Source organism: Spongorhabdus nitratireducens (assembly GCA_947387575.1).
GTDB lineage: Bacteria > Pseudomonadota > Gammaproteobacteria > Pseudomonadales > Endozoicomonadaceae > CANDOC01.
Map to the genome: position 1 here is coordinate 764310 of CANDOC010000001.1, position 21349 is coordinate 785658.

At 48.3% G+C, this 21349-nt stretch carries 20 protein-coding genes; 11 read left to right on the forward strand and 9 right to left on the reverse strand.

The features are described 5' to 3' along the window. Positions 1 to 113: 113 nt before the first annotated feature. The gene (locus ACYZZ0_RS03480) at positions 114 to 656 is read left to right on the forward strand and encodes a nuclear transport factor 2 family protein (protein WP_461535185.1); all 543 of its coding nucleotides are present in this window, start codon (positions 114 to 116) and stop codon (positions 654 to 656) included. 136 nt (positions 657 to 792) lie between these two features. Here the strand turns inward: ACYZZ0_RS03480 and ACYZZ0_RS03485 are convergent, their stop codons facing one another. The 3 genes from ACYZZ0_RS03485 to ACYZZ0_RS03495 form a co-directional block, all read right to left on the reverse strand. After that, the gene (locus ACYZZ0_RS03485) at positions 793 to 1251 is read right to left on the reverse strand and encodes a hypothetical protein (RefSeq protein WP_461535186.1); all 459 of its coding nucleotides are present in this window, start codon (positions 1249 to 1251) and stop codon (positions 793 to 795) included. Between the two features lie 361 nt (positions 1252 to 1612). Continuing rightward, complete coding sequence (locus ACYZZ0_RS03490; RefSeq protein WP_461535187.1) at positions 1613 to 1945, reverse strand: hypothetical protein; 333 nt, start codon at positions 1943 to 1945, stop codon at positions 1613 to 1615. A gap of 153 nt (positions 1946 to 2098) precedes the next feature. Further along, positions 2099 to 3556, reverse strand: coding sequence for a hypothetical protein (locus ACYZZ0_RS03495; protein WP_461535188.1), 1458 nt, complete (start codon positions 3554 to 3556; stop codon positions 2099 to 2101). Between the two features lie 612 nt (positions 3557 to 4168). Between ACYZZ0_RS03495 and ACYZZ0_RS03500 the strand changes: the two genes are divergently transcribed. After that, a complete protein-coding gene (locus ACYZZ0_RS03500; protein ID WP_461535189.1) occupies positions 4169 to 5254 on the forward strand; it encodes a hypothetical protein in 1086 nt (361 codons plus the stop codon). A gap of 260 nt (positions 5255 to 5514) precedes the next feature. On the opposite strand, the gene ACYZZ0_RS03505 is transcribed toward ACYZZ0_RS03500, so the two are convergent. The 5 genes from ACYZZ0_RS03505 to ACYZZ0_RS03525 all read right to left on the reverse strand — a co-directional run bounded on the left by ACYZZ0_RS03505 (position 5515) and on the right by ACYZZ0_RS03525 (position 9946). Next, positions 5515 to 6111: a hypothetical protein gene (locus ACYZZ0_RS03505; protein ID WP_461535190.1), complete on the reverse strand. Its 597-nt coding sequence runs from the start codon at positions 6109 to 6111 to the stop codon at positions 5515 to 5517. Positions 6112 to 6540: 429 nt separating this feature from the next. Next, entirely contained in the window at positions 6541 to 7044 is a 504-nt protein-coding gene (locus tag ACYZZ0_RS03510; protein WP_461535191.1) for a hypothetical protein, read from the reverse strand. 354 nt (positions 7045 to 7398) lie between these two features. Further along, positions 7399 to 8013, reverse strand: a complete 615-nt coding sequence (locus tag ACYZZ0_RS03515; protein ID WP_461535192.1) for a hypothetical protein — start codon at positions 8011 to 8013, stop codon at positions 7399 to 7401. Positions 8014 to 8332: 319 nt separating this feature from the next. Continuing rightward, a complete protein-coding gene (locus ACYZZ0_RS03520) occupies positions 8333 to 8794 on the reverse strand; it encodes a YHS domain-containing (seleno)protein (protein ID WP_461535193.1) in 462 nt (153 codons plus the stop codon). Between the two features lie 375 nt (positions 8795 to 9169). Continuing rightward, complete coding sequence (locus ACYZZ0_RS03525; RefSeq protein WP_461535194.1) at positions 9170 to 9946, reverse strand: thioredoxin domain-containing protein; 777 nt, start codon at positions 9944 to 9946, stop codon at positions 9170 to 9172. A gap of 436 nt (positions 9947 to 10382) precedes the next feature. Between ACYZZ0_RS03525 and ACYZZ0_RS03530 the strand changes: the two genes are divergently transcribed. The 7 genes from ACYZZ0_RS03530 (at position 10383) to ACYZZ0_RS03560 (ending at position 16039) form a co-directional block, all read left to right on the forward strand. After that, a complete protein-coding gene (locus tag ACYZZ0_RS03530; protein ID WP_461535195.1) occupies positions 10383 to 11846 on the forward strand; it encodes a phage tail sheath family protein in 1464 nt (487 codons plus the stop codon). A gap of 98 nt (positions 11847 to 11944) precedes the next feature. Next, entirely contained in the window at positions 11945 to 12391 is a 447-nt protein-coding gene (locus ACYZZ0_RS03535) for a phage tail protein (protein WP_461535196.1), read from the forward strand. 18 nt (positions 12392 to 12409) lie between these two features. Further along, positions 12410 to 12907, forward strand: coding sequence for a phage tail protein (locus ACYZZ0_RS03540; RefSeq protein WP_461535197.1), 498 nt, complete (start codon positions 12410 to 12412; stop codon positions 12905 to 12907). 114 nt (positions 12908 to 13021) lie between these two features. After that, entirely contained in the window at positions 13022 to 13240 is a 219-nt protein-coding gene (locus tag ACYZZ0_RS03545; protein WP_461535198.1) for a hypothetical protein, read from the forward strand. Positions 13241 to 13246: 6 nt separating this feature from the next. Then, a complete protein-coding gene (locus tag ACYZZ0_RS03550; protein WP_461535199.1) occupies positions 13247 to 13948 on the forward strand; it encodes a CIS tube protein in 702 nt (233 codons plus the stop codon). A gap of 1 nt (position 13949) precedes the next feature. After that, complete coding sequence (locus ACYZZ0_RS03555) at positions 13950 to 15620, forward strand: phage baseplate assembly protein V (RefSeq protein ID WP_461535200.1); 1671 nt, start codon at positions 13950 to 13952, stop codon at positions 15618 to 15620. 11 nt (positions 15621 to 15631) lie between these two features. Then, a complete protein-coding gene (locus ACYZZ0_RS03560) occupies positions 15632 to 16039 on the forward strand; it encodes a GPW/gp25 family protein (protein ID WP_461535201.1) in 408 nt (135 codons plus the stop codon). A 15-nt stretch (positions 16040 to 16054) separates the two neighbouring features. On the opposite strand, the gene ACYZZ0_RS03565 is transcribed toward ACYZZ0_RS03560, so the two are convergent. Then, entirely contained in the window at positions 16055 to 16804 is a 750-nt protein-coding gene (locus ACYZZ0_RS03565) for a hypothetical protein (RefSeq protein ID WP_461535202.1), read from the reverse strand. 93 nt (positions 16805 to 16897) lie between these two features. Between ACYZZ0_RS03565 and ACYZZ0_RS03570 the strand changes: the two genes are divergently transcribed. Next, on the forward strand, positions 16898 to 17323 hold the full coding sequence (locus tag ACYZZ0_RS03570) for a hypothetical protein (protein ID WP_461535203.1): 426 nt from the start codon (positions 16898 to 16900) through the stop codon (positions 17321 to 17323). An 18-nt stretch (positions 17324 to 17341) separates the two neighbouring features. Beyond that, positions 17342 to 21313: a baseplate J/gp47 family protein gene (locus ACYZZ0_RS03575; protein ID WP_461535204.1), complete on the forward strand. Its 3972-nt coding sequence runs from the start codon at positions 17342 to 17344 to the stop codon at positions 21311 to 21313. Positions 21314 to 21349: the final 36 nt, after the last annotated feature.

Consider the following 21349-nt stretch of genomic DNA (forward strand, 5'->3'; position numbering starts at 1 on the left):
CAAATTGTGACCAGATGACATTCTGGTGCCTTCTTGTGGTGCAGGTTACTAATAAATACCATGACGTACAAATGGTACTTACTTCTGACCAGCAACATTAAGAGCAACCCATTATGTGGAAAATCATTTCAACAACACTACTGATATTGGCAAGCACAATTGCTTCTGCACAAAAACCCGCCCCGCTGGTGATTGACTTGCAGTCATTACAGAAACCCGGCTGGACACAACAAGAGCTGGCAAATGCCACTCTGATTACAGATTTTGTCCAGAAGCTGATGAATGATCACAACTTCGATTACATACTCAAGCACTATAACGACAGTGCCTATGTTCAGCACAATCGCAACCTGCCCGACAAGGTCACCGGCCTGGTCGGCTTTTTAAAAGCCTTTGTCGAAGACTACCCGGACTACACCTATGACGTGAAACATATCTATGTGGATGGCGACTACGTGATCTTTCACTCTCATGCCACTTTGAAGCAAGCTGACCGGGGGGATGATGAAAAAGGCCTGAATATTATCGACACCTGGCGCATTGAAGACGGAAGGATTGTTGAGCACTGGGATTCAATTCAGGCGCTGGATGGATTTATGCGGTTTTATTCTCTGGTCAAGGGTGGCAATATTCAGAATGGTAATGGGGTGTTTTGATTCACTGGGGATTGAAAGACACCCGGTAGCGTAAAAGCCTGGAATTTTTTGACGTCTTTTTTATTTTTGATAGGCCCAGACAGTGCATCCAAGTGTCCGCTTTTGGCGTTACCTGGATGCATTTTCTAAGTGTAAATCATATGGCTAACTTGTTTAGCTTTTGTAGCTTCAAAGATTTTGAAAATCCTTTTGCTGAAAATAAAAGCTTATACTCATTTTGATAGCTTTCAATAATGACATTTCTTTTTACTTTAAATTCGTTTATTAAGTAATCACGGCCTTTATCTGACGATGGGAAAATCGTAAACCATGAACCGTTGCATGCTTGAGACATTTTCACTAGCACATCATTAATATAAACAGGTTCATGGTTTGATACATCTTCATTAGAGCCATCACACTTGTCTTCATCGTACTTTTCTATGTAAACGCTCAAATCACCGGCAACCGATTCAGACAATGTGGCGTACATGCTTCCATGCAATGCCTCTTCGATAGCGTAATCACCTTCTTCTGTTTCGTACCACTCGTTAATATCAGCTGCAAATAAACTTTTACTGAACAATAGGGGGATGAATATAAATATCTTCTTCATTTAATGTAACTAGAATGGAAATTGTATCTGAAAACTATCTAATCCATCCTAATATATGAAAGAAGCTATTGGTATACATAAAAATACCATTTCAAATTTACTGGATTGCTTATATTAATGAAACTATTGCCTAACTCCATAATCAGGTTTGCTGTGATGATTTAGAGGAGTAAGGATTTAGGCCATCCATGTAACACATAGATTCAGGACACTCATGAATTGAGTAAATACAATATGTGAGTGTCCTTGAGGACTCTCCTAAACGTCACGATCACTAGCTATGAGATAACTGTAATAGTCAAACTAATTATATTTAAAAAGATGCCGAAGCCACCAATAAACCTACCATTGCCTATATTATTTAGAAAAACAATAAGCCATTTTGTCGGCCTGAGGAATAAGATATAAATTGGTATAGCAATATATACAAAAAACTTTTCTTTATCCAGTACTTACTCTCTATTGACTGCTCTGGAGTTCTATAATGTGGACCTTTTTTAAAGTCCTTAAAAATAACATCTCCTCTTTCTCTTATATCTTCTATATCATCAATGAGGCTATTTTTAAAACCTGATATTTTTTCATAATGATTAGAGATTAAACTTTCAATTAATTTTAATGTTTTCGGATGCCAGATTTCGATATAAGCAAAAAATGTTCCTACAATACCCAAAAGAATACTTAGTATAAACATGTGACCTCATTTAAATTTTAAGCCTGTCATTTAATTATCTAGAGAACCTATATTTATTTCAGAAAAACTCAAAATAGTTCATCACATTTACTCAAAGAAAACTTTAAAGAAAAACTTAGGAAATCTATAATATTTATTTTTGCGGTGCGTCGTTTACGCTGCAGCTAATTCGATAACAATTTCTTTTGTAGCAGTCATTAGATTTTTCATATCTGGTATTATTATTTTGGCACGACTTTCTGTTACCTTATCCATCATTGGAGTCAGCATCTTTCTCGCAAAGATCTTTCTGTTACTAGATGAATACATCTCCCTCATTTTCTTAGCCATATCTAATTCTTTTATTTTATTAACAACAGTTTCAGCTTCCGATTTATTTAACAAATATTCTGATGCCATTTGAGCGAAGACATCATTAACAATATCCAGCATTTCTTCAGCATCTTCACGAATAAACTCATCAAGTACGGCTTTTGCTCCTTTCTGAGCTACTGTTCCTCCTCCAAATGCACCTAGCAATCCCCCAATGATTCCACCCGCTGTTGTACCAATAACAGGAACTGCAGAGCCTAGAGCCGCTCCTGCAGCTGCACCTCCCATCCATCCAGCAGTTCCTCCTGCAACACTTGTAGCAGTAACAGCTACATTCTTAAAAAGCTGGGCTCCCGACACTTCATCTTTAAAAAAACGATAAGCATCGACTGAGGATAAAACGACTGTTGTTACTACTCCTGTAACAACATTACCTCTTAAGAGTTTACTTAAATGATTTGCTGCAGCCGCACCATAAATATTTGCACCAGACCTCATACCATTGGCCAGCCAGGCTGTTATATCTTTACCAAGTTGCCGAACCACCCAATCAGTAGAACTACGCAAGCTTTGCTCAATCCCTGTTCTACTGAGTTGAGCTGTGATTAAGCTTGAAACCCAGGTGATACCAAACGTTTGAATTCCGGAGTACGCAGCATTCTTTACAGCGACATTCCATTCATCGCCATTCCAGATTGATATAGCAAAAGTGATAGCAGCAGATATGCCCATTGCAGAAGTAGCATGTATTACTCCATTTTTGGCATCGTAAATTAGGGAGTCAACATTTCCAGCTTTAGCTATATTCTTAGCTTGCTCATACGTATAACTTCCTTTTTTAACTATTGTTTCAGCCATATCAGGATCAGTAACGCCATCTATCTGGCCTTTTTTGATCCGATCTCGCATTGCCTTTACAGCGTCGGCATGTAAATCACTAGGCACTTCAATTTGCATTGGTTCGCCATTGCGATCGTAATATCTAAACTTTGCTTCCTTGAAACACTCAGATACACATTTCGATCCAGTTCTACAATATTTAGTTTGTATTTCCTGACCATTAACTAATCGATCAGCTCCATTTTTTGCATTGTCATCACCAACTATCTGGGCGTCTTTTCCAGAAAAGATATCATCTAAATGATTGGCATCTTCTGCTGCGAATCCATGACCACGTTCACCATGGTATTTTACTTTCCGAGTGTATTCCTGAACATTATTTGCAACACCCGTGAAGACTCCTTCCTTTTCATAATTTGAATTATCATCTAAATCGCCGGGTTTTATTTTTTGTTCCATATTTAATCCTAATTAAGTTTTAAAGACTGGGTTTGATTGCTCAAAAATCCAATTGAAATGGTTTATGCGATAGAATTTCAATTAATTATCGTGTTAAAGCTGTAGCAATTTGACCGCTACTCGACAAAGTAATTTAGGGCACCTACATTTTGATACCACGCGCAAATTAACCCAAAAATTGCTATGCACTCTTCAGTAATACGCTACTAAAAGGGAATATGGGATCAAGGCACCCCACAAAAAATGAAAGAGTCCTTATAGCAGTGCGGTTGTTGTTGGTAGATATTGAGCCAGCCAAATCATCAGAAATGTGTTGAACGTGTAGCAACTACCAGTGGAATGTTGGTCAACCATGTTCAATGATGGCTATACGATCGGCCTGACAGGAGTTTTAATAAGCAAAAAAGAAACAAGCCACTATCAAAGCACTTATAAAAAACCACCATTTCTTGTATAGCACAATTTTATTTCATTATTTCAAATAGACAATTTAGATATTATAAATAGTTACCTTTTCTTTCTGTCACCTTTCTATAATTCTGAATTATTCAATCAATTGAACCTTTTAACTGTACTTCGATCTTAATAACATTCTATTCAACAGGTGCAGTGATGATTAATCGCAAATTAGTTATTGCCATAGCAACCCTCCTGTTACTATTTGCTAATAGTTACAGTTTTGCAACAGGTAGCTGGAAAACATATGAAATTGATAAAAAAAGCTTTCTTGTAAATTTGGGCAGCGGGTTGAAACACGACCAGTTACTCTGTCCATTCTGCTCACAGATAAATCTCAACCCGGTTCATGATTGCTCCCAAAATGACATATGTTGCAATGATTGCTTTGCTACAAACCAGTTCAGTTTCTGCATCGGTTGTGGAGAGCAGCTCTCTTTAACAACAGAATCATCACTCTCCTTAAACGTATTTAAAAAAAAGATTCATAACTTACCGGCTATCTGTACTGAATGTGGCTGGGCGGGAATGCTACTAGACGCTCCTCTTCATGCAAAGGGTAGTTGTGTTCCCGAGGCCGAAATGCCATGTCCCTATAACCCCTGGTGCTCGAAGAAACTATCAAAAGAGCAGATGGCTTCTCATATTGATTCATGTGTATATCGTGTCGAAGTATGTGATTTGTGCTGTAGTGAAGTAGCACACCTGCAAATGAGTACACATCAGGCTGAACACAAGGCTGACAGATTGCCCGGGAATCTGCTGACCGACAGAAACACTCTCTCAAATTATTTTGGAGATCTATATAAAGAGGATGAAACAGAGAGCAGCACTTACTACTGGGTAATTCCAGCAAATGAACTGGATCAATTGATGTCTGGCCAGGTTGCCAGCCTATGTTCATCATCTCCTATCCTGTTTTTTAATGGAGATCAAGGTGAAGTCTATTTCACACTTGATCGCTCAGGCGATCTTTGTCTAATCAGTGATCCAGTACTGGAGATGGGCTCCTGTAAAGATCTGTTCAGCATCACTGTATATACCTCGTACTCCATGAAAGACGGCATACTGCATGTTGGATCATTCAACTCCTATGGCAGTGTTGTTCATAATTCTGATAGTAAAGTTGTTATTACACCAGTTTTACAACAAAGCGAAACAATGAAAGGGTTTATGCAGCAATGTGGAGATAGTAATTACAGTAAGTACTTTGTCATCGCAATTGATACAAAGGCAATTTAATGTATAAACCATTGTGAATCGGGGTAATCAGCCGGTGATGCCTTACTCAGGTTAGTAGTGATTTTTAAAAAAAATAAAGACACCCATGTATTGAGTAAATACATGGGTGTTCTAGAGTATTTAGAGTCTCTTACCGTGCCGTCAGTCTTGAGCATCGCCTCTCACAAGCTCAAAAAGAATTATCTGGGTGTACTTTTTTATTTTATCTGGGTGTCCTTTTTTATTTTTAAGCGGATCGAAGGCTTATATGTTTTATGCCACTACTTGCAGCCTGCTCTGACCTTTTCTGAATCTAAATATTCTTCATAAGTGGAAAAGTTATCTGGAAGAAAAACTTTCACTCCTGGATTTTGCTTTAAATTCAGCCTGTTGTACTCAAGACTTTTGTCGTATGCTGCGCACTCGCTTTCTAGATCGTTGAGAATGCTATAAGCAAAACCTAAATTAAGATATGCACTAGTAAGTGCATCATATTTTTCAGTTTTATTATAATTTTCGATAGATGCTTCAAAATACTCTTTGGACTTCAAATAACGATTATCCATTGTAGCCGTCTTATCCAAAAAGCCATTGTCTCTATAGAATTTTTCCCATTTTGTAAGAGATCTGGACCTGAAGAAAAAACCATAAGTGCTATAGGCTCTTCCCAAACAAAGGTAATTTTTTGATGCTTTACAAATCTGAATAGCTTCAAGTATAAGTTTTTCAGCGGGTAATGGTCTCTGTTGCCTATCAAATAATTCAGCTGCCCACACTATTTTTTCTTCCGGGTCATCCGTTTCAGGAACAAGCATTGCAGCACAGCCAGATAGAATTACTGAAACCAATGAAATTATTGTTATTTTACTTTTATTCATTTATTTCCTTGATAATAAACAATATGGGTATCCTAATACTAATTACGTTTTATTAATATTTTAAGGATTACGATAGTTTGACCATATTATTGGTTTTATAGGCTAGAACTGATTGAGTAAATTTGATTGCTGCATAAAAGAAAAAATATAATGAAATCATTGAGTTTAGTAGTATACTGATTCTTTCAAAATATTCTAACAATGGGTTTAATAAATCAATAGATAGGAAGTTTACTATAAATTCATGATAATGCTTTGCAGATAGAATAATGACGGAAATGAAAAGTAATAAGACCCCAGTACTTAAGTGATTTAAAAATTCATATCTATTTTTCATTTTGAATTATCGTTGTATTGATCTGGATGACTATGAGCCGCTATAAAAGCAAGTTCAAGTATTATAATTATTTCGATGATCTTTTTATTTTTTTACTTTTTGAAACACACACCCTTAGATGGTTCGTATGTTTCCCCACCTTTCCTAACCCTGGCTACATAAGTCATTGATTGCATATCAACCATAATCGTTTTAACCCATACCGGTTCAGCAGCCTTGTTGATGAGTTTAAATACATCTACCCCGCTGATTCTTGAATGAGTAGCTGTAAATACTCCTCCACTTTGCTGGTAAAGATTGTACAGCCGCACTTCGGTAAAAGAAGGGTACTGTATATCATCATTTAGAATTACAAAATCCCCATCTTCTGAGAAATTAAGAAAGTAATATTCCCATCGATTTGAGCCAAGATTTTTATAGCTCTCAAATTCTTTGAGTTTTTTGGGTCCACATATAAGTGAACCTTTAGATTTAAAATCATATCCGTAACTATTTGGTGAAACCAATATGGATAAAAACAAAACAAATAATCCGGATAATATATATTGGCGTGTAATGACGGTCATATAGATAAGCCCTCTATTTTTATTTTTCATATAACAGCGGTTTATGCGAACAAGCTTCGCTTAAGAATTTATCTGTGCAAAAGGCGCATCGCTCTGGAAACCACCATTAGCATCCAATACCACATAGACCAACACCACAACGTCGCACGCCAAAACCCACGCTACCGCCCCTCCGGGTCCGAAGTACATAAAGGCACGTTGCAACAGGGACACAGGGACACAGGGACACAGGGATATTTTGAAGCTATCGTACCGGCTCCAGCCCGTTCAGTAAACGACATAGAATGGATACATTCTGAGGGGCCAATATCGGCCTTGATTAGGCTACATGCGGGGTATAATCGGACAAACATCAACAAGGTGGGATGACTACTTGCAATACCTTCATTCCTGAAACCCGACAGCCAAGTCAAACAGCTGCCATCGTACTCGGGTATGTCTCACCAGCGTTTCCATCACTTTCTCAGCCCCGCCGGGAATGGCCTGTTTTAAAACTGAATCAACTTCCTCCGGTGATTTGGCTCGCTGCAGTCGCAAAGTATCTGTAATAGCGAAAGCCAACCGGTCACTGACAAGAGTCATACCTTCCGGATAGTGATGAAAGTTACTCAGCCACCCGTAATCGATAATCACTGCCGTCTGATCATCCTTGCCAACTGCAGTTCTGATCGCCTGAGCCAGCATACCTACAGGCGACCCTTCATCAAATGAATCAAGATCATGAGAATCATACTGATAGCTACTGTAAAGCAGTGCTAACCCCTGGCCATAACTGCGGTCGGCAGGGTTGTAACTGAAAAATGAAGCATAGGTACTGCAAGAGCTGTCAGTATCGAGATGCTTCAAGATAAACCGCTCCAGCGGGTCAGAAAAAGAATCGTATTCCTCTTCGTCGCTTTCGCTTTCACTATCGGTATATTCATCGGTCTCACTTTCCAGGCTCAACCTGACAGACGGGATGCAAGGGTGCGGAATATAAACCGCTGGGTCTTCAGGCACACTCTTTTTACCCCGTGATTTATAGGGGGAAGCCATCGTACAGGGGCTGGTACAGGTGCTGGTTGCCAGCAGGAGAACCCCTAAAGTCCGGAGCCACACGGCGGGTATCCAGGGCAGGTTGTCCAGTCAGCGGTAAAAGGTGAACAGAAGGTAGTGATTGGCATGAGTGTTGGCTAATCCTGTGTGTACAGCCACCATAGCTGAATGAATCCATTATAGACGACGGCAGGTTATTTATTTGCAAGCAGATATTTCAGATAAGTATTCCCTGCCCTTCGTTGCTCTGGCAATAGTTGGCCAGAGCAACAGGACTTGAGCACTATTGATATTTCAGCTGCAACCAGGCCACATCCGCCTCCTTCTTGTAAGCCTGCCAATCACCCTTCAACCACCGCTGTCGCCCACGCTCGGCATAAAACAGATGCAGTTCATCCCCAAAGAATTCCCACACCGTGCCGTCGGTCTTGATCAGCCCTTCTCCCAGGCTCAGGGCATTGGCGCAGAAGCCGTTATATTCCGGCCGGTAACGTTCCGGATCAGCAGCAAATTTGTCAGCCGAGGCCTGTGACGCAAAACGCCATTTCGCGCCCTGCCACGCCACCACAAATGTTTCCCCCCCGGGTACCTCTTGATGCTGCCGGCGATTATCCGGCTGATGATAGGCAACGGTGTCATGGCCACCGATTGCAACCTCGTTCCAGAAGCTTTTACTAACCGCCTCGGCCGCATAAACACTGTGACTGGCAACAGCCATAAGCAGACTGAACATAAGTTGACGCATATGAATTTTCACCGGTTTTCTTATTTTTAACTGCAGATTGTTGTGAAGCTTGCCTTACTGTTTACGCCTTTTTTAAAAGGATGGATTCAGGCGGGGGTTATTTTCACTGTGTTTCTGTGGTGAATCCGGCGGCATTGCAGTTGGCAACCGGGTTCCTTTACTGCCAACCCGCCACAGGTTTTGCCAATATCGCCACAGGTTACGATATCAGGCATTTTCAGTATTTCACCCTGTTTCTTTTCTTTTTCTTTTAATTTCATAGAGATAAAAAAGAAAACAGGCTGGAAGGCTGACCACGGAAAACAGTAAAAGTCGGGGAAAAGGCTGCCACAAGTGTTTTGGCTAACTTGTGGCAAAAATGAGAGCAGTAACAATTCAGGAAGTTTCGGCCTGCACCATACCCACCAGATGCTCAACGATTTTCAGCATTTTGGTGATATCGGCCGGGGTCATATCGATTTTTTCAGTGATGTGTTTGCTGCGTTCAACCTTGTATTTACCGCCCACTACAAAAGCCGGGATGCTGGCTATCTGAACTTTGCAGGAGAGATCAACCGCCATCGACTGAATATTTTCTGCCCAAAAGTCGTCATCCAATGCTGAATCACCAAACTGCTGAAACTTAAAGCCCGGGATATTCTTCTGTTTCAAAAAGGTTGCCATCGCCCCGGTGTCACCCAGGCGCTTGCGCTCAGCAGAGCTGACCATCAGCTGTTGATGAATCAGTTTCAGAGTGTCGTACAGGACATGAGCTTCCCAGCGCTGTTCGTCGGCAATTTGCTCTAATGCGTAATGGTAAGTTACAAACGGATAATCCCACTCATTGTATTTTTTCACTGCGGCAGGGGTTGCTGAAGGCTCTTCTCTTACCCGATGAACTGTCGTTAGCTGTATCCGTTTTCCAAGATCCTGCCAGGTATCGGAGCGAAGCTCGTCTTCTACTTGAAAACAGGGAATACAGGTCAACGAATAAAATTTCAGCACACTGACCTTGCCCACTGCCCGGGCGTCAGCCACTAGTGAGTGATCAGTACAGGGCGGATCCAGCACATCATAGTCAACACCTTCCCTGAAAGCACCCCAGGCAGCGCCCTGATATCCGGCCATAACCAGTAACAGTCCCGACACCCAGCACTTGATAATCCGGCTCATGATCAACCCTGCCCGAGATGACTGAGGAAGTGTCATTTTTATATAGTTTAAATACCTGATCTTTCAATTTCGGCGCGATAGCGACTAAAACTTATTTTTCGAAACTCTTTAAATAATCCCCCGACACAACCTGTGTAACCCGCACCGCCAGCCCCCTTGTTGCCGACCCCGCCCGCAGGATACAAATAAGTCAGCATGACCGGCGTGTGTCTTCACCTGTCCCTCATGCACCCCTGCCGGGTGTTCCTCCGGTTCCCCTCCGGCCGGCAGGGTTCCCCTGACTGCTGATTCCCGCCACCTGCATGCACACGGGCTAACCGTTCAGATTAGTCCGTGTGCCCTTCCCTGCCTGATTATTTATCAGACAGCAGGCAAACAGGTCTGGCCGGGGTGTTGATAGCGCGCATATCGAGATAACACGACAGAGGACGCAGCAATGCCGAACCCGAATTTTAAAAAGACTCCTAACGTTTATGTGCAGGAAAAGTCGATTTTCCCGCCATCGGTTGCTGAAGTAGCGACCGCCATTCCGGCGTTTATCGGTTGTACCGAACTGGCTGCCGATGCCGCTGGTGAAACCCTGGTCAATGAACCGGTCCGCATCACTTCCATGCTGGACTACGAGCGCTGGTTCGGCGGTCCGGATATGGAAGCCTTTGCCAACTTTGAAATGAAAGTCGAGAATGTTGCCGGGGCCACCGATCCGGCCTATATCGATATGGTGGCGACCAAACCTGCCAGCGCGGTGGCCGACTTTATTCTGTACCACTGTGTGGCCCATTTCTTTGCCAATGGTGGCGGTGCCTGTTATGTCATCTCCACCGGCACCTACTACGACAACAGCGCGACTTCGACCAGCAAGCCGGATAAGCCTGAAGATGCCTTTGCCAGGGCGCTGAATGCGGTGGCCAAGGTTGATGAAGTTACCCTGCTGGTACTGTCCGACGCCGTTCGCCTGAAAGACAAATATTATCCGCTGTGCCAGCAGGCCATTATGCAGTGCGCCAAGCTGATGGACCGTTTTGCCCTGATTGATGTGATCGACAGCCTGGATCCGGACAAAGGTGACACTGATGTTGCCGCGGCCCGTAAGGGCATGCCTTCCGAAGTCGGGCAAACCAAGTATGCCGCGGCTTACTATCCCTACCTGCGTCTCAGCAAAGCCAGAAGCTACGACGAAGACAAGGTAACCTATACCGTTCACAACATGTCGAAGTCAGACTCTGAGCAGGACGACACCGCTCACAAGATGTCGGCTCTGAAAAGCAGCAACACTGCCGCTTACAACCGCCTCAAGAGTCTGCTGGATGGCCAGCAAATGATTCTGCCACCCTGTGCTGCCATGGCCGGTATTTATGCCCGGGTTGATGCCAGCCGCGGGGTCTGGAAAGCACCGGCCAATGTCAGTGTTTCCGGTGTCGTCGGTCCGGTGCATGCGATTACCAATGACGACCAGGCTCGCCTGAATGTGGATGCCACCTCAGGCAAGTCCATTAATGCCATCCGCGCCTTTACCGGCAAGGGCACCATGGTCTGGGGCGCTCGCACCCTGGCCGGTAACGATGCCGAGTGGCGTTATGTTTCTGTCCGCCGGCTGTTCAATATGGTTGAAGAATCAGTGCAGAAGGCCACCAACTTTGCGGTATTCGAGCCCAATACGCCGTTTACCTGGCTCAAGCTGAAAACCATGATCGAGAGCTATCTCGAAAACCTGTGGCGCCAGGGTGCGCTGTTTGGTGACAGCAAGGAACAGGCGTTTTTCGTGAATGTCGGTCTGGGTCAGACCATGACTGAAGCGGATATCAACGACGGTGTGATGAATATCGAAATCGGCATGGCAGCAGTACGCCCGGCTGAATTCATTATGCTCACCTTCTCTCACAAGTCGCTGGAAGGCTGATCCCTTTCTGCTGATTGATTCCCCCTTTCAATGGCTACGGCACCGGAGTCAGCAGTCTCGGTGTCGAAGACAAGCCCTGTGTTATATGGAGATAAACCATGGCAACAACTGCTGATGATATCGCTACCCAGTATCCGATCCCGGTCTACCGCTTTGTTGTGACCCTGGGTGATGAACAGATTCCGTTTCAGGAAGTATCCGGGCTGGATATCGGTTACGAAACCATTACCTACAAGGACGGCCTCGGCAAAAAGCATATGCCCGGGCAGGCCACTGACGTCAATATCACCCTCAAGCGTGGTGTCGTGCGTCAGGCCAGCCAGTTCTTTGACTGGATTAATGAAACCAGCCTGAACCTGATCAACAAGCGGGATATTACCGTCAGTTTGACCAATGAATCCGGCGACACCCCGCTGGTCACCTGGAAGGTCACCAATGCCTTTCCCAAAAAGCTGACTGCACCCAGCTTTAACGGGGGTTCCAATGAAGTCGCAGTGGAGCAACTGGAACTGATGGCCGACGATGTTTCCATCGAGTTCGCCTGATAAGGAGTAACCCCCGCCATGGCTATCAGCATCGGTTCGGTTGCAAAGGGGGTGGTCAGTGACCTGCTGGGCGAAACCCCGCCGGTGGTCGGCTATCGCTTTGCCGCGGTACTGCTGACCGGGATTATTCCCCAGCTGGCACCGGTGGATATGCGGTTTCAGGAAGTCGGTGGCCTCAAGCTGTCGCGCAATATCGGCAACGAACAGGAAAAACTGCTGCAGCCGGATAAACAGCGCCAGATTCTGACCCTGAAGCGGGGCATGCCCCAGGGCCCGACACCACTGCAAGTGGTACAGCTGATTGAACAGGCATTCTGGGATACCCGACTGCTGCAGACCAATATCCTGATTGCCACCTTGAAGGAAGGCCCGGTGCCGATACCAACTAAAGCCTGGCTGGTACACGAGGCGTTTCTGCAGTCGCTGGAGTGGGGCAACCTGAATGCCGGCAGTAATGAAGTGCTGATCGAAACCATGTCGTACAGCTACAAGCGGGTAATTCCGGTGCCGATCTAGCCTGTCTTGTTGCTCAGCGGTGTTGCTCAGCAATTCAGCGATAATGTGTTCCGGTTTGGTTTGCTTAACCAGGCCGGAGCACTGCCCTTCCCTCAGAGCCAGCGAATAACAACGATGAAAATCAATATCAGAGAGCTGAATATCAAGGCTCCGGTCAACAATACGCCGGCATCCGACAGTGTGATGTCCCATACCTTTGAACAACAGGGTGAGCAATCCGGTCAGGAAGCACAACACGACGATCTGATCATGCCGGTTATCGACACCCACTATAACCTGGCCCTGCCCGATAACCTGCTGATCGAGCAGGTGCTTGACTGGAAACGGTGGTAACCGCTTATGGCCCTTCCGGAAATGACCATTCAGGCCTACAAGGACGAGAAATATGCCACCAAGGCCGGTGGCGAGCTGTCAATTCCGTTCGCGATTGAAACCCTCAAGCTGCGACTGGCCAACCAGATCAGTGGCCCCGGAGTGATTAACGGTTCCAGTGGTTATGCTGCCTATCAGGGCGGTGAAACGGCTGCACTGCACGTCACTTTGAAATACGACACAGTTATTGCCGATAACCCGGCCACACTGAGCCTGGGTTACAAGCAGTTAAAAGACAAACTGTCCGCTTTTATGACCGCCGCCTACACCATGAACGGCGATACTCATGAAGCCAATTTCCTGATGCTCAGCTGCGGTGAAATGCTGCTGGGCGACGGCAAGCCGGGTGATGCCTTTCACTGCCGGCTGGCCGATATTCGGCTGCGCTATACCCAGGTCGATAAGGAAGGCCGACCCACAGCATTTGAAGCGGCCTGCACCTTTGTCGAAAGTCTGGCCGCCAAAACCATTCGCAAGCTGGAAAACAAAAGCTCGCCGGACCTGACCCATATTCGGCTGGTAAAAGAGCAGGAATCCCTGCCGTGGAAAACCTGGGATATTTACCGTGATCCCGGCTATCTGATCGGTGTCGCTGAAGTCAACGGGCTGGATAGCCTGCGTCAGCTGAATCCCGGTGACTCACTGATTTTCCCGCCGCTGGAAAAATAATATGACATCTGCCGTAAATATTGTCGTCAAGGCCGGCGGCAAGGATCTGTCCAATGAAGTCAGTGTCATCGGTTTTGATAGCCACTATATCTGTCATGGCGTTCCCGAAGCCCGGCTGGTGCTGCGGGAAGCCGCCACCGGCCCGGCCCTGTTCAAGGCCACCGAGCGCAAGGAACTGGAGCCGGGCAGCAAGATCGAGATTGCCCTTAACTATCTTGGCGATCCGAAAGCCAAAGCCGATGCTTTCAAAGGCATTATTACCCGTCGTTCGCTGAAAGTAGATCGCAATGGTGCCCGACTGGTTATCGATTGCCACGATCCACTGATCAAACTGGTAGAGCCACGGCTGACCCAGCGTTTCAAGGAAGCCAGTACTGACAAGGATGTCATTACCCTGCTGCTGAAAAATGCCGGTCTGAAACCGGAAAAGCTGGCAGCGACCAAAGCCAAACATCCCCAGCTGATTATTTTTGACGACGATGCCTGGTCATTTATCAAATACCGGGCCGAAGCCAATGGTCTGCTGGTGATGCCCAGAGTGACCGGCCTGACCATTGAGGCGGCCGACAAGATCAAGGGCAAATCCCACGAAGTAAAGCTTAATCAGATGCTGGCCGTTGACCTGCAACTGGATGTGAGTTCTGCCCTGGGTGAAGTCTCGGTCAGTGGCTGGGATATTGCCAAACAAGCCGCTACAAAACCGGCCAAAGGTGCCGCACCCAAAATCGCCGGCGGCCCCATGGACAGTAAAAAAGCGGCCAAAGCCATGGGACGCAAACCGTGGAAACCGGTCAGTGGCAATGCCCCGGGACCGGAAGAGCTGGCCGGCTGGAGTGCCGGTGAAATGGTGTACCGGGAGCTGGATCGTTATCAGGGACAACTGACCCTGCCCGGCCGTGGAGATATTAACCAGGGCGATAAGGTCAAACTCATCGACACCAGCAAGTCGTTTGCCGGTGAATATCTGGTCACCGGTATCAGACACAGGGTCGACAGCACCGGTTGGCAGACTGTATTGCGGATCGGCCTGCCTCTAACCCGCACCGGTTTCTTCAAAGGGCTGCATAAGATCCACCAGCCGATGCGTGGTTTACTAACCGGTGTGGTCAAAGATTTCAAAAAGAAAGAAAAGACCGATCTGTTCCGGGTGGCAGTTAAAGTCGCCGCTCTGGGCAGCAAGGATAATCTGGTCTGGGCCCGATTGGCAGGCCCCTTTGCCAGCAAGGAAACCGGCCTGTTTCTCCCCCCTCGTCCCGGCGATGAAGTGGTGCTCGGCTGGTTTGGTAACAGCAGCAGTGAACCGGTTATTCTCGGTTCGGTGCATAATCCGAAGAACAAGCCACCCGCCGTCTATGCCGACAAGGATGACCAGATGCTGCGCGGGCTGGTGCTGGCCAAGGATAAACTCAGCTGGCAGTTTAACCAGAAAGAAGTCAGTCACACCCTGACGGTAGGTGACGATAAGCACACTCTGGTAATGAGCGGCAAGGAAGGTCTGACTATTACCCAGGACAAGCACAAGCTGGCTATTGGCAAGGCCATCGATGTGGAAAGCGACAAGGACATCACCCTCAAAGCCAAGGCCAAGCTGAATATGGAACCCGGCGCCGACGCCACTATCAAGGCTGGCGGCAAGTGCGCCATTCAGGCCGCCAAGACTGAAATCAAATAAGGCTGACTTCTATGAGCGATACCCAACTGATTGGCCGGGGCTGGGGCTTTCCGGTGCAGTTTCATGCGCCCGGCCAGAGCCCGGTGATGGTATCCGGCGAAGATGATGTGCGGCAGGCTTTGTATATTCTGCTGGGCACCGCGCTGGGAGAACGGGCAATGCGTCCGGACTGGGGCAGTCCGCTGGCCGACTTTATGTTTGCCGAAATGGATGCTGCCACCCTCGCCCGGCTGCGGGAGCAGTTGGCCAGTATTATTGTCAGCGAGGAAGCACGGATCGAGTTGCATCAGATTACCGTGGACGACAGCAGTGCCGCCGACGGCGTGTTACTGATTATGCTGGACTACAGCCATCGAATAACCAACACCCGTGACAATATGGTTTACCCGTTTTACCTGCAGGAAAACATTAACCTGTAGCGGTAATACCCTGAATCAGGCGACGATGCTAACGGTGCCGTCCTCATTAAACCGGGTAATAAAGCCATGCCGTTTATCCTGAGACGGCGGCACCTGTTCCAGCTTCATTCCGATGACGACTTTATAAGCCTGCCATCGCAGCTGCCAGGGTAGCCGTCGGGCATCCGGTTCTTCGGTCTCCACCATTGAATAACCACCTACCCGACTGGCAAATCCCAGCTCCTTGCGATACATCTGACCGATCAGCGATCCGGACTCATGCTTGCAGGCAATCACCGCCAGCCGCGGCACGGCCATGGGCGCATGCACCAGACTGCGGGTATTGGATTCCAGCGTCAGCCCCAGCATAAAGACCTGCCGATAGCGGGTTCGGAGATAACTACCCAGCCATTTTCCGGCGTAAAACAATGAGTCTGCCGACATCACATAGTCAATCAGCAGCAGGTTGGGCTGCGGTGGCAGACAATGCCCCAGATAGCTGTCGAACACTCGCTCGATCCGCTCGGCACTGTCCGGATACTGCTCCGGATTATTAAACCGGAACCCGTCCCCTACATCCGACAAGGGAATGGAGAGCGTCTGAACGCCCGGGTTGAGACATTCCAGTGCAGCCATCACACAAGAGGGTGATCGCCCCAGCCCGCACCAGGCAAAGGCTCCCGAAGGGTAGTAATTACGGATCAGGGTGCAGATTTCATGCAGATCTTCACAGTGCCGGTGACTGAGCAGTTCTTCATGGTCCAGCGCCAGACCGGGGATGGGCATGGCCAGCTTTCACTAAAGGGCTGAGTATCACAGCATAGAGCAAGCTGACAGCCCTTTCATTTCCTGCAGCCATCACACTATTTACTCAACTCTATGCCCGACATCGCAATTATCACCGGTGACCAGGTGCAGTTTCTGCCTGCCCAGGGTGCCGCAACGCTTATGGCACCCGCCCTTATTCCCATAAACGGCAGCGGCACCCTGACCATTATGGGCAAACCGATATGTCTGGAAGGGGATGAAAAGAATGTACAGCTGCCGATTCCCTATATCGCCGGGCCCTACATCATTCCCGGCATGGGGCTGCTGAAAATTACAGCTTTGGGTGGGGATCAACTCAGCAAGAAGGCTCTGAACGGCAAGAAGATGATTCTCAAAGGCAGTCAGTTTGATGCCGAGATGCAGGTTACCGCACCCGCCCAGCAGCCGACTCCAACCGGCCCGGTACCGGATGGCACTCCGAAATATACCGGCAAGGGCCAGTTTATCAGCACCAATATCAAATTCACTCCGACTTGACAGCCAGATACTGAAATTATGACCAATCCTTCTGATCTGCAGCCGTCTGCCAGAGTGGGCAGCCTGCAGCCACAACGCGGACTTGCCGCCCTGTCGCCATCCAGTTTCTCGATTGAGGAGCGGGATACCCGGCAATGGTTACATTATCTGAAACAGTTCAGCGCCTGGCTGCGATTTCACAGTACCGATCCCGAGCTGGCTGACACAGTAAAAGACTGGTCAGGTTTTATTCCTGATGAGTTGATTAATAACGAACAGAACCTGACCGATCTGATTGCCTGGCTGGAAAGCGATAACTCAGCCGATAATACTCTGCCGGCCAATATCCGACAGCTGGCCGCCAGACCGGATCTGGCACTGGTGTTGACCATCCTGCAGCTGTTGCGCCATCCACGCCGTATGTTCCAGTCACTGACTGAACGTCATCTGCTGTATTACTACCGGGATGTGCTGGGGCTGAGTGAAAAACCGGCAGAACCGGATCAGGCGCACTTGCAGGTATTGCTGGCCGAGGATGCCGAACCACTGGTACTGCCTGCCGGCACTCTGTTTGAAGCGGGTAATAACAGTGCCGGCGAACCCCGCTACTACCGGCTGGAGCAGCCAGCCGGACTTAATCATGCCAGGGTTCAGACTTTGCGCAGCCTGGCGCTGAACCGCAGTGATAAACATACCGGTTTTATCCGTACCGATCTGATTGATCAGACCAATGGAGTGGAATTTCCGGAAAGCGGGATACTGACTTTTGGCACCGAGTCCATCTCTGATCCGGAACGCCAGCAACGGCCGGCAGTTGGATTTGCATTGGGTTCTCCACTGTTATGGCTGAGTGAAGGCACCCGTCGTATCACCCTGAAGTTTGATCAGGCATTCGTAACAGAACTGCAACGGCTGGATATGTTGCCGGAGCAGTTTCTGAAACTGTTCACGCTTTCCGTCAGCACTGCAGATGGCATGGTGTTACTGGATGACCATGAACATGCCGGTATCAGTCTGGCAACCAGCGGGGTGAGCTGGACTATTACCCTGCAGCCATTATTTCCACCGGTTACGACTACGCCGGAGCCTGTCCATCGCCGCCTGACCGTGCCTTATATTCAGCTTGGGGTTAAACCGGACGACAACCAGCGGTTACAGCATTATGAAACCCTGCGCCGCATCGGACTGGAAAAGATTCGGCTGGAAGTTGATGTTGAAGGTTTAAGTCAGCTGCAGATTCGCAATGACCAGGGCCTGCTGGATCCATCCGGCCCCATGGAACTGTTCGGCAGTCGTCCCCTGCCTCGCACCCGGCTGCAGTTTTCTCATCCCGAGCTGGCGCTGAAACCCTTAACGTCACTGACCATCAATCCTCAGTGGAATCGACCGGACGACTTTGTTACCCGCTACCGGAATTACCAGACCTATCTGCGTCATACCCGCAATCAGCCTGACCTGATCTGGCCGCAGCATACCATCAGTTTTGGTTCAGCTTACGGTAATACCAGCAACACTGATCTGTTTCCGGCAAATAGTACGGCACTGGAATGTGATTTAACCCTGCAGGAAAACAACAGTCAGATCTATCCTCAGGGACTGGATTGGAGTCGCTGGGAGCAACTGCCTCACGATAATCAGGAACCGCGGGACTGGCCGTTCTGGTTCAGCCTGCAGCTGGGCGATGATGATTTTGGTCACAGTATTTATACCTCGGTGGCCAGCTGGTTCAGCCGGTCCTATGGCAAGGAATACAATGACCTGATCAGTCAGTGGAACAAGAACCACACCAACTGGCAGTCAGCAACGCAGAATTACAACATCTATCTTGCCGAACTGAACAGCTACAACCAGGCCAAGGCCCGCTGGGATCAGCTGACAGCACTGGACAATGCCAAAGACTGGTTCAGCATTATCGCCACCGGCGGTACCAGCTCAAAACAACCGACGTTGTACGACCAGTTTGGTCGAACCGTGCGTAGTGGTAGTAATGAAGGCATTAATATCTCCGTCTGGCATCCAGCAACTAAAAGCTGGAGTCACACTCACTATGATATTGCCGATGATGCCAGTGCTGCCGGTAATTTACGCGCCTTTATGCAGGCATTGTCAGCAGACAAGACCGTGGTGCTTTACACCGGTTATCACAGCATGCACAGCCAGCGCTATCATGCCGAAGACGACGTGGTCGCTACGATCGAAAATTTTGGTGGTAGCAGTGCCCGGTTCAAGGATCAGTTCGGTTATCACCGGGCCTATCTGTTGATTGGCCGCAAGGGACTGGGTGCCGGCAAGGGTTTTGAGCAAGTCAGCTCAAGTAGCGGTCAGTGGCTGCGGGCCAATATTTCCCGCGGCAGTGATAACCAGTTAAAGCTGGATTCAGTCTCTACCAACCAGCCATTGTACGGTACCCCGCCAAATCCAGGCCCTCAACCTCAAGCACCAGCCGTGGTTGCACCACCGGGACCGGAACCCGTTCAACCGGTTGCGCCGGATCAGGTCGAAGTGAAAGAACCCTGGACGCCGCTGGTCGACAGTCTGACCGTTGATTACACCGCTGTCGCCGATATTCCAGTTGCCGATGCCGGGGTGGAAAACCGTCACACTCTACTGCATGTGCATCCGCTGGGGTCTCAATCCATTCGGGATGCCGAGCAACAGACCCTGCTGCCGGCACTGGACCAGAATGGCTACCTGTATATCGGCATCAGTCGGCCGCCGTCCGGTGGCAGTATTGATTTGCAGTTTCAGCTGGCACCGGTCGACAGCAGCAACAATGTTGATAACGCTGTCGTGCAGTGGAGTTATCTTGCCGGTAACCGCTGGGAGAAGTTTATTACCAATAACCAGCAGGAATCCGGTCAGCGGGCACCGATTCTGGCGGACAATACCAATGGTCTGGTCGACTCCGGCATTATCCGCTTCGGGCTTGAACCCGCAATGACCCGTGACCGGGGTTTTCCTGGTGATGACCAGCTGTGGCTGCGAGCTTCAATTAGTAATGACCAGTCCGGCCCGGTACAATGGTCACGCCTGCAGGGTATCAGTAGTCAAGCCATCGTCGTCAGCTATGACGACAGTGATAACCCGCCGGACCACCTACCCGCAGCATTGCCGGCCGAAACCATTAACGGGGTGCTGGAATCCAGTGTTGATGAAGAAATCTTTGCCGTCATCGATAGTGTCGCCCAGCCCTGGCCATCATTTGGTGGCCGGCCACCGGAAGCCGACACTGCATTTACCACCCGGGTCAGTGAACGCCTGCGCCATCGTGGCCGTGCATTAACCGCCTGGGACTATGAGCGACTGGTACTGGAGCAGTTTCCGGATATTCTGCTGGCCCACTGCCTGCGGGGTGAACAGTCTGGTAAGGTGCGGCTGCTGGTTGTGCCCCGCACGACTGATCCGGCTCTGCTCAAACCCCGGGCCAGCCGCGATATACGGCAGCGAATCGAACGTTACCTGCAGCCGCTGATGCCACCACGGGCCACTCTGTCAGTGGAGCCTCCGGTATTTCAGGAAGTGCGGTTTGATATTACCCTGACGTTCCATCCTGAATACGACCCCGGGCTGGTATTGCAGAACCTCAATCAGGAGCTGATCGACCGGCTTAACCCCTGGGCCGAAGGTGGCGCAGAACTGCAGCCGGAAATGGCGGTATCGGATATCGTCGCCTTTGTTGCCAGTCGCCCCTATGTCGAGCTGGTGCTGAAGGTACTGGTTGAAACCCTGCCACCGCAGGTTGTCACTGATAATCCCGAATGGATACCAGTGACTGACGGCGTGGTACGTCCGGTGCGCAGCGATATTATTCTGGTACCGGCCAGCCGCCACACCCTTTCAGCCCTGCCTTCAGGCAGCAAGGTTTTTGAAGGGATCGGGCTGATGGAAATCGAATATGACTTTATTGTGCCGGATATTCCGGTCACCGGTATCAGCCATATGGTCATCGGTGGTGACGGTCAGCCCAGCCCGGATGGCAGCCAGCGTCCGACCTTTACAGTTTCCTGTTAGAAAACAACGCTCTGCAACCCATTCCTAAGCCTCACC

Excerpts from the sequence above, each read along its gene's own strand:
- ACYZZ0_RS03480 (WP_461535185.1), top strand. The coding sequence starts at position 114 with ATGTGGAAAATCATTTCAACAACACTACTGATATTGGCAAGCACAATT.
- ACYZZ0_RS03485 (WP_461535186.1), bottom strand. The coding sequence starts at position 1,251 with ATGAAGAAGATATTTATATTCATCCCCCTATTGTTCAGTAAAAGTTTA.
- ACYZZ0_RS03490 (WP_461535187.1), bottom strand. The coding sequence starts at position 1,945 with ATGTTTATACTAAGTATTCTTTTGGGTATTGTAGGAACATTTTTTGCT.
- ACYZZ0_RS03495 (WP_461535188.1), bottom strand. The coding sequence starts at position 3,556 with ATGGAACAAAAAATAAAACCCGGCGATTTAGATGATAATTCAAATTAT.
- ACYZZ0_RS03500 (WP_461535189.1), top strand. The coding sequence starts at position 4,169 with ATGATTAATCGCAAATTAGTTATTGCCATAGCAACCCTCCTGTTACTA.
- ACYZZ0_RS03505 (WP_461535190.1), bottom strand. The coding sequence starts at position 6,111 with ATGAATAAAAGTAAAATAACAATAATTTCATTGGTTTCAGTAATTCTA.
- ACYZZ0_RS03510 (WP_461535191.1), bottom strand. The coding sequence starts at position 7,044 with ATGAAAAATAAAAATAGAGGGCTTATCTATATGACCGTCATTACACGC.
- ACYZZ0_RS03520 (WP_461535193.1), bottom strand. The coding sequence starts at position 8,794 with ATGCGTCAACTTATGTTCAGTCTGCTTATGGCTGTTGCCAGTCACAGT.
- ACYZZ0_RS03525 (WP_461535194.1), bottom strand. The coding sequence starts at position 9,946 with ATGAGCCGGATTATCAAGTGCTGGGTGTCGGGACTGTTACTGGTTATG.
- ACYZZ0_RS03530 (WP_461535195.1), top strand. The coding sequence starts at position 10,383 with ATGCCGAACCCGAATTTTAAAAAGACTCCTAACGTTTATGTGCAGGAA.
- ACYZZ0_RS03535 (WP_461535196.1), top strand. The coding sequence starts at position 11,945 with ATGGCAACAACTGCTGATGATATCGCTACCCAGTATCCGATCCCGGTC.
- ACYZZ0_RS03540 (WP_461535197.1), top strand. The coding sequence starts at position 12,410 with ATGGCTATCAGCATCGGTTCGGTTGCAAAGGGGGTGGTCAGTGACCTG.
- ACYZZ0_RS03545 (WP_461535198.1), top strand. The coding sequence starts at position 13,022 with ATGAAAATCAATATCAGAGAGCTGAATATCAAGGCTCCGGTCAACAAT.
- ACYZZ0_RS03550 (WP_461535199.1), top strand. The coding sequence starts at position 13,247 with ATGGCCCTTCCGGAAATGACCATTCAGGCCTACAAGGACGAGAAATAT.
- ACYZZ0_RS03555 (WP_461535200.1), top strand. The coding sequence starts at position 13,950 with ATGACATCTGCCGTAAATATTGTCGTCAAGGCCGGCGGCAAGGATCTG.
- ACYZZ0_RS03560 (WP_461535201.1), top strand. The coding sequence starts at position 15,632 with ATGAGCGATACCCAACTGATTGGCCGGGGCTGGGGCTTTCCGGTGCAG.
- ACYZZ0_RS03565 (WP_461535202.1), bottom strand. The coding sequence starts at position 16,804 with ATGCCCATCCCCGGTCTGGCGCTGGACCATGAAGAACTGCTCAGTCAC.
- ACYZZ0_RS03570 (WP_461535203.1), top strand. The coding sequence starts at position 16,898 with ATGCCCGACATCGCAATTATCACCGGTGACCAGGTGCAGTTTCTGCCT.
- ACYZZ0_RS03575 (WP_461535204.1), top strand. The coding sequence starts at position 17,342 with ATGACCAATCCTTCTGATCTGCAGCCGTCTGCCAGAGTGGGCAGCCTG.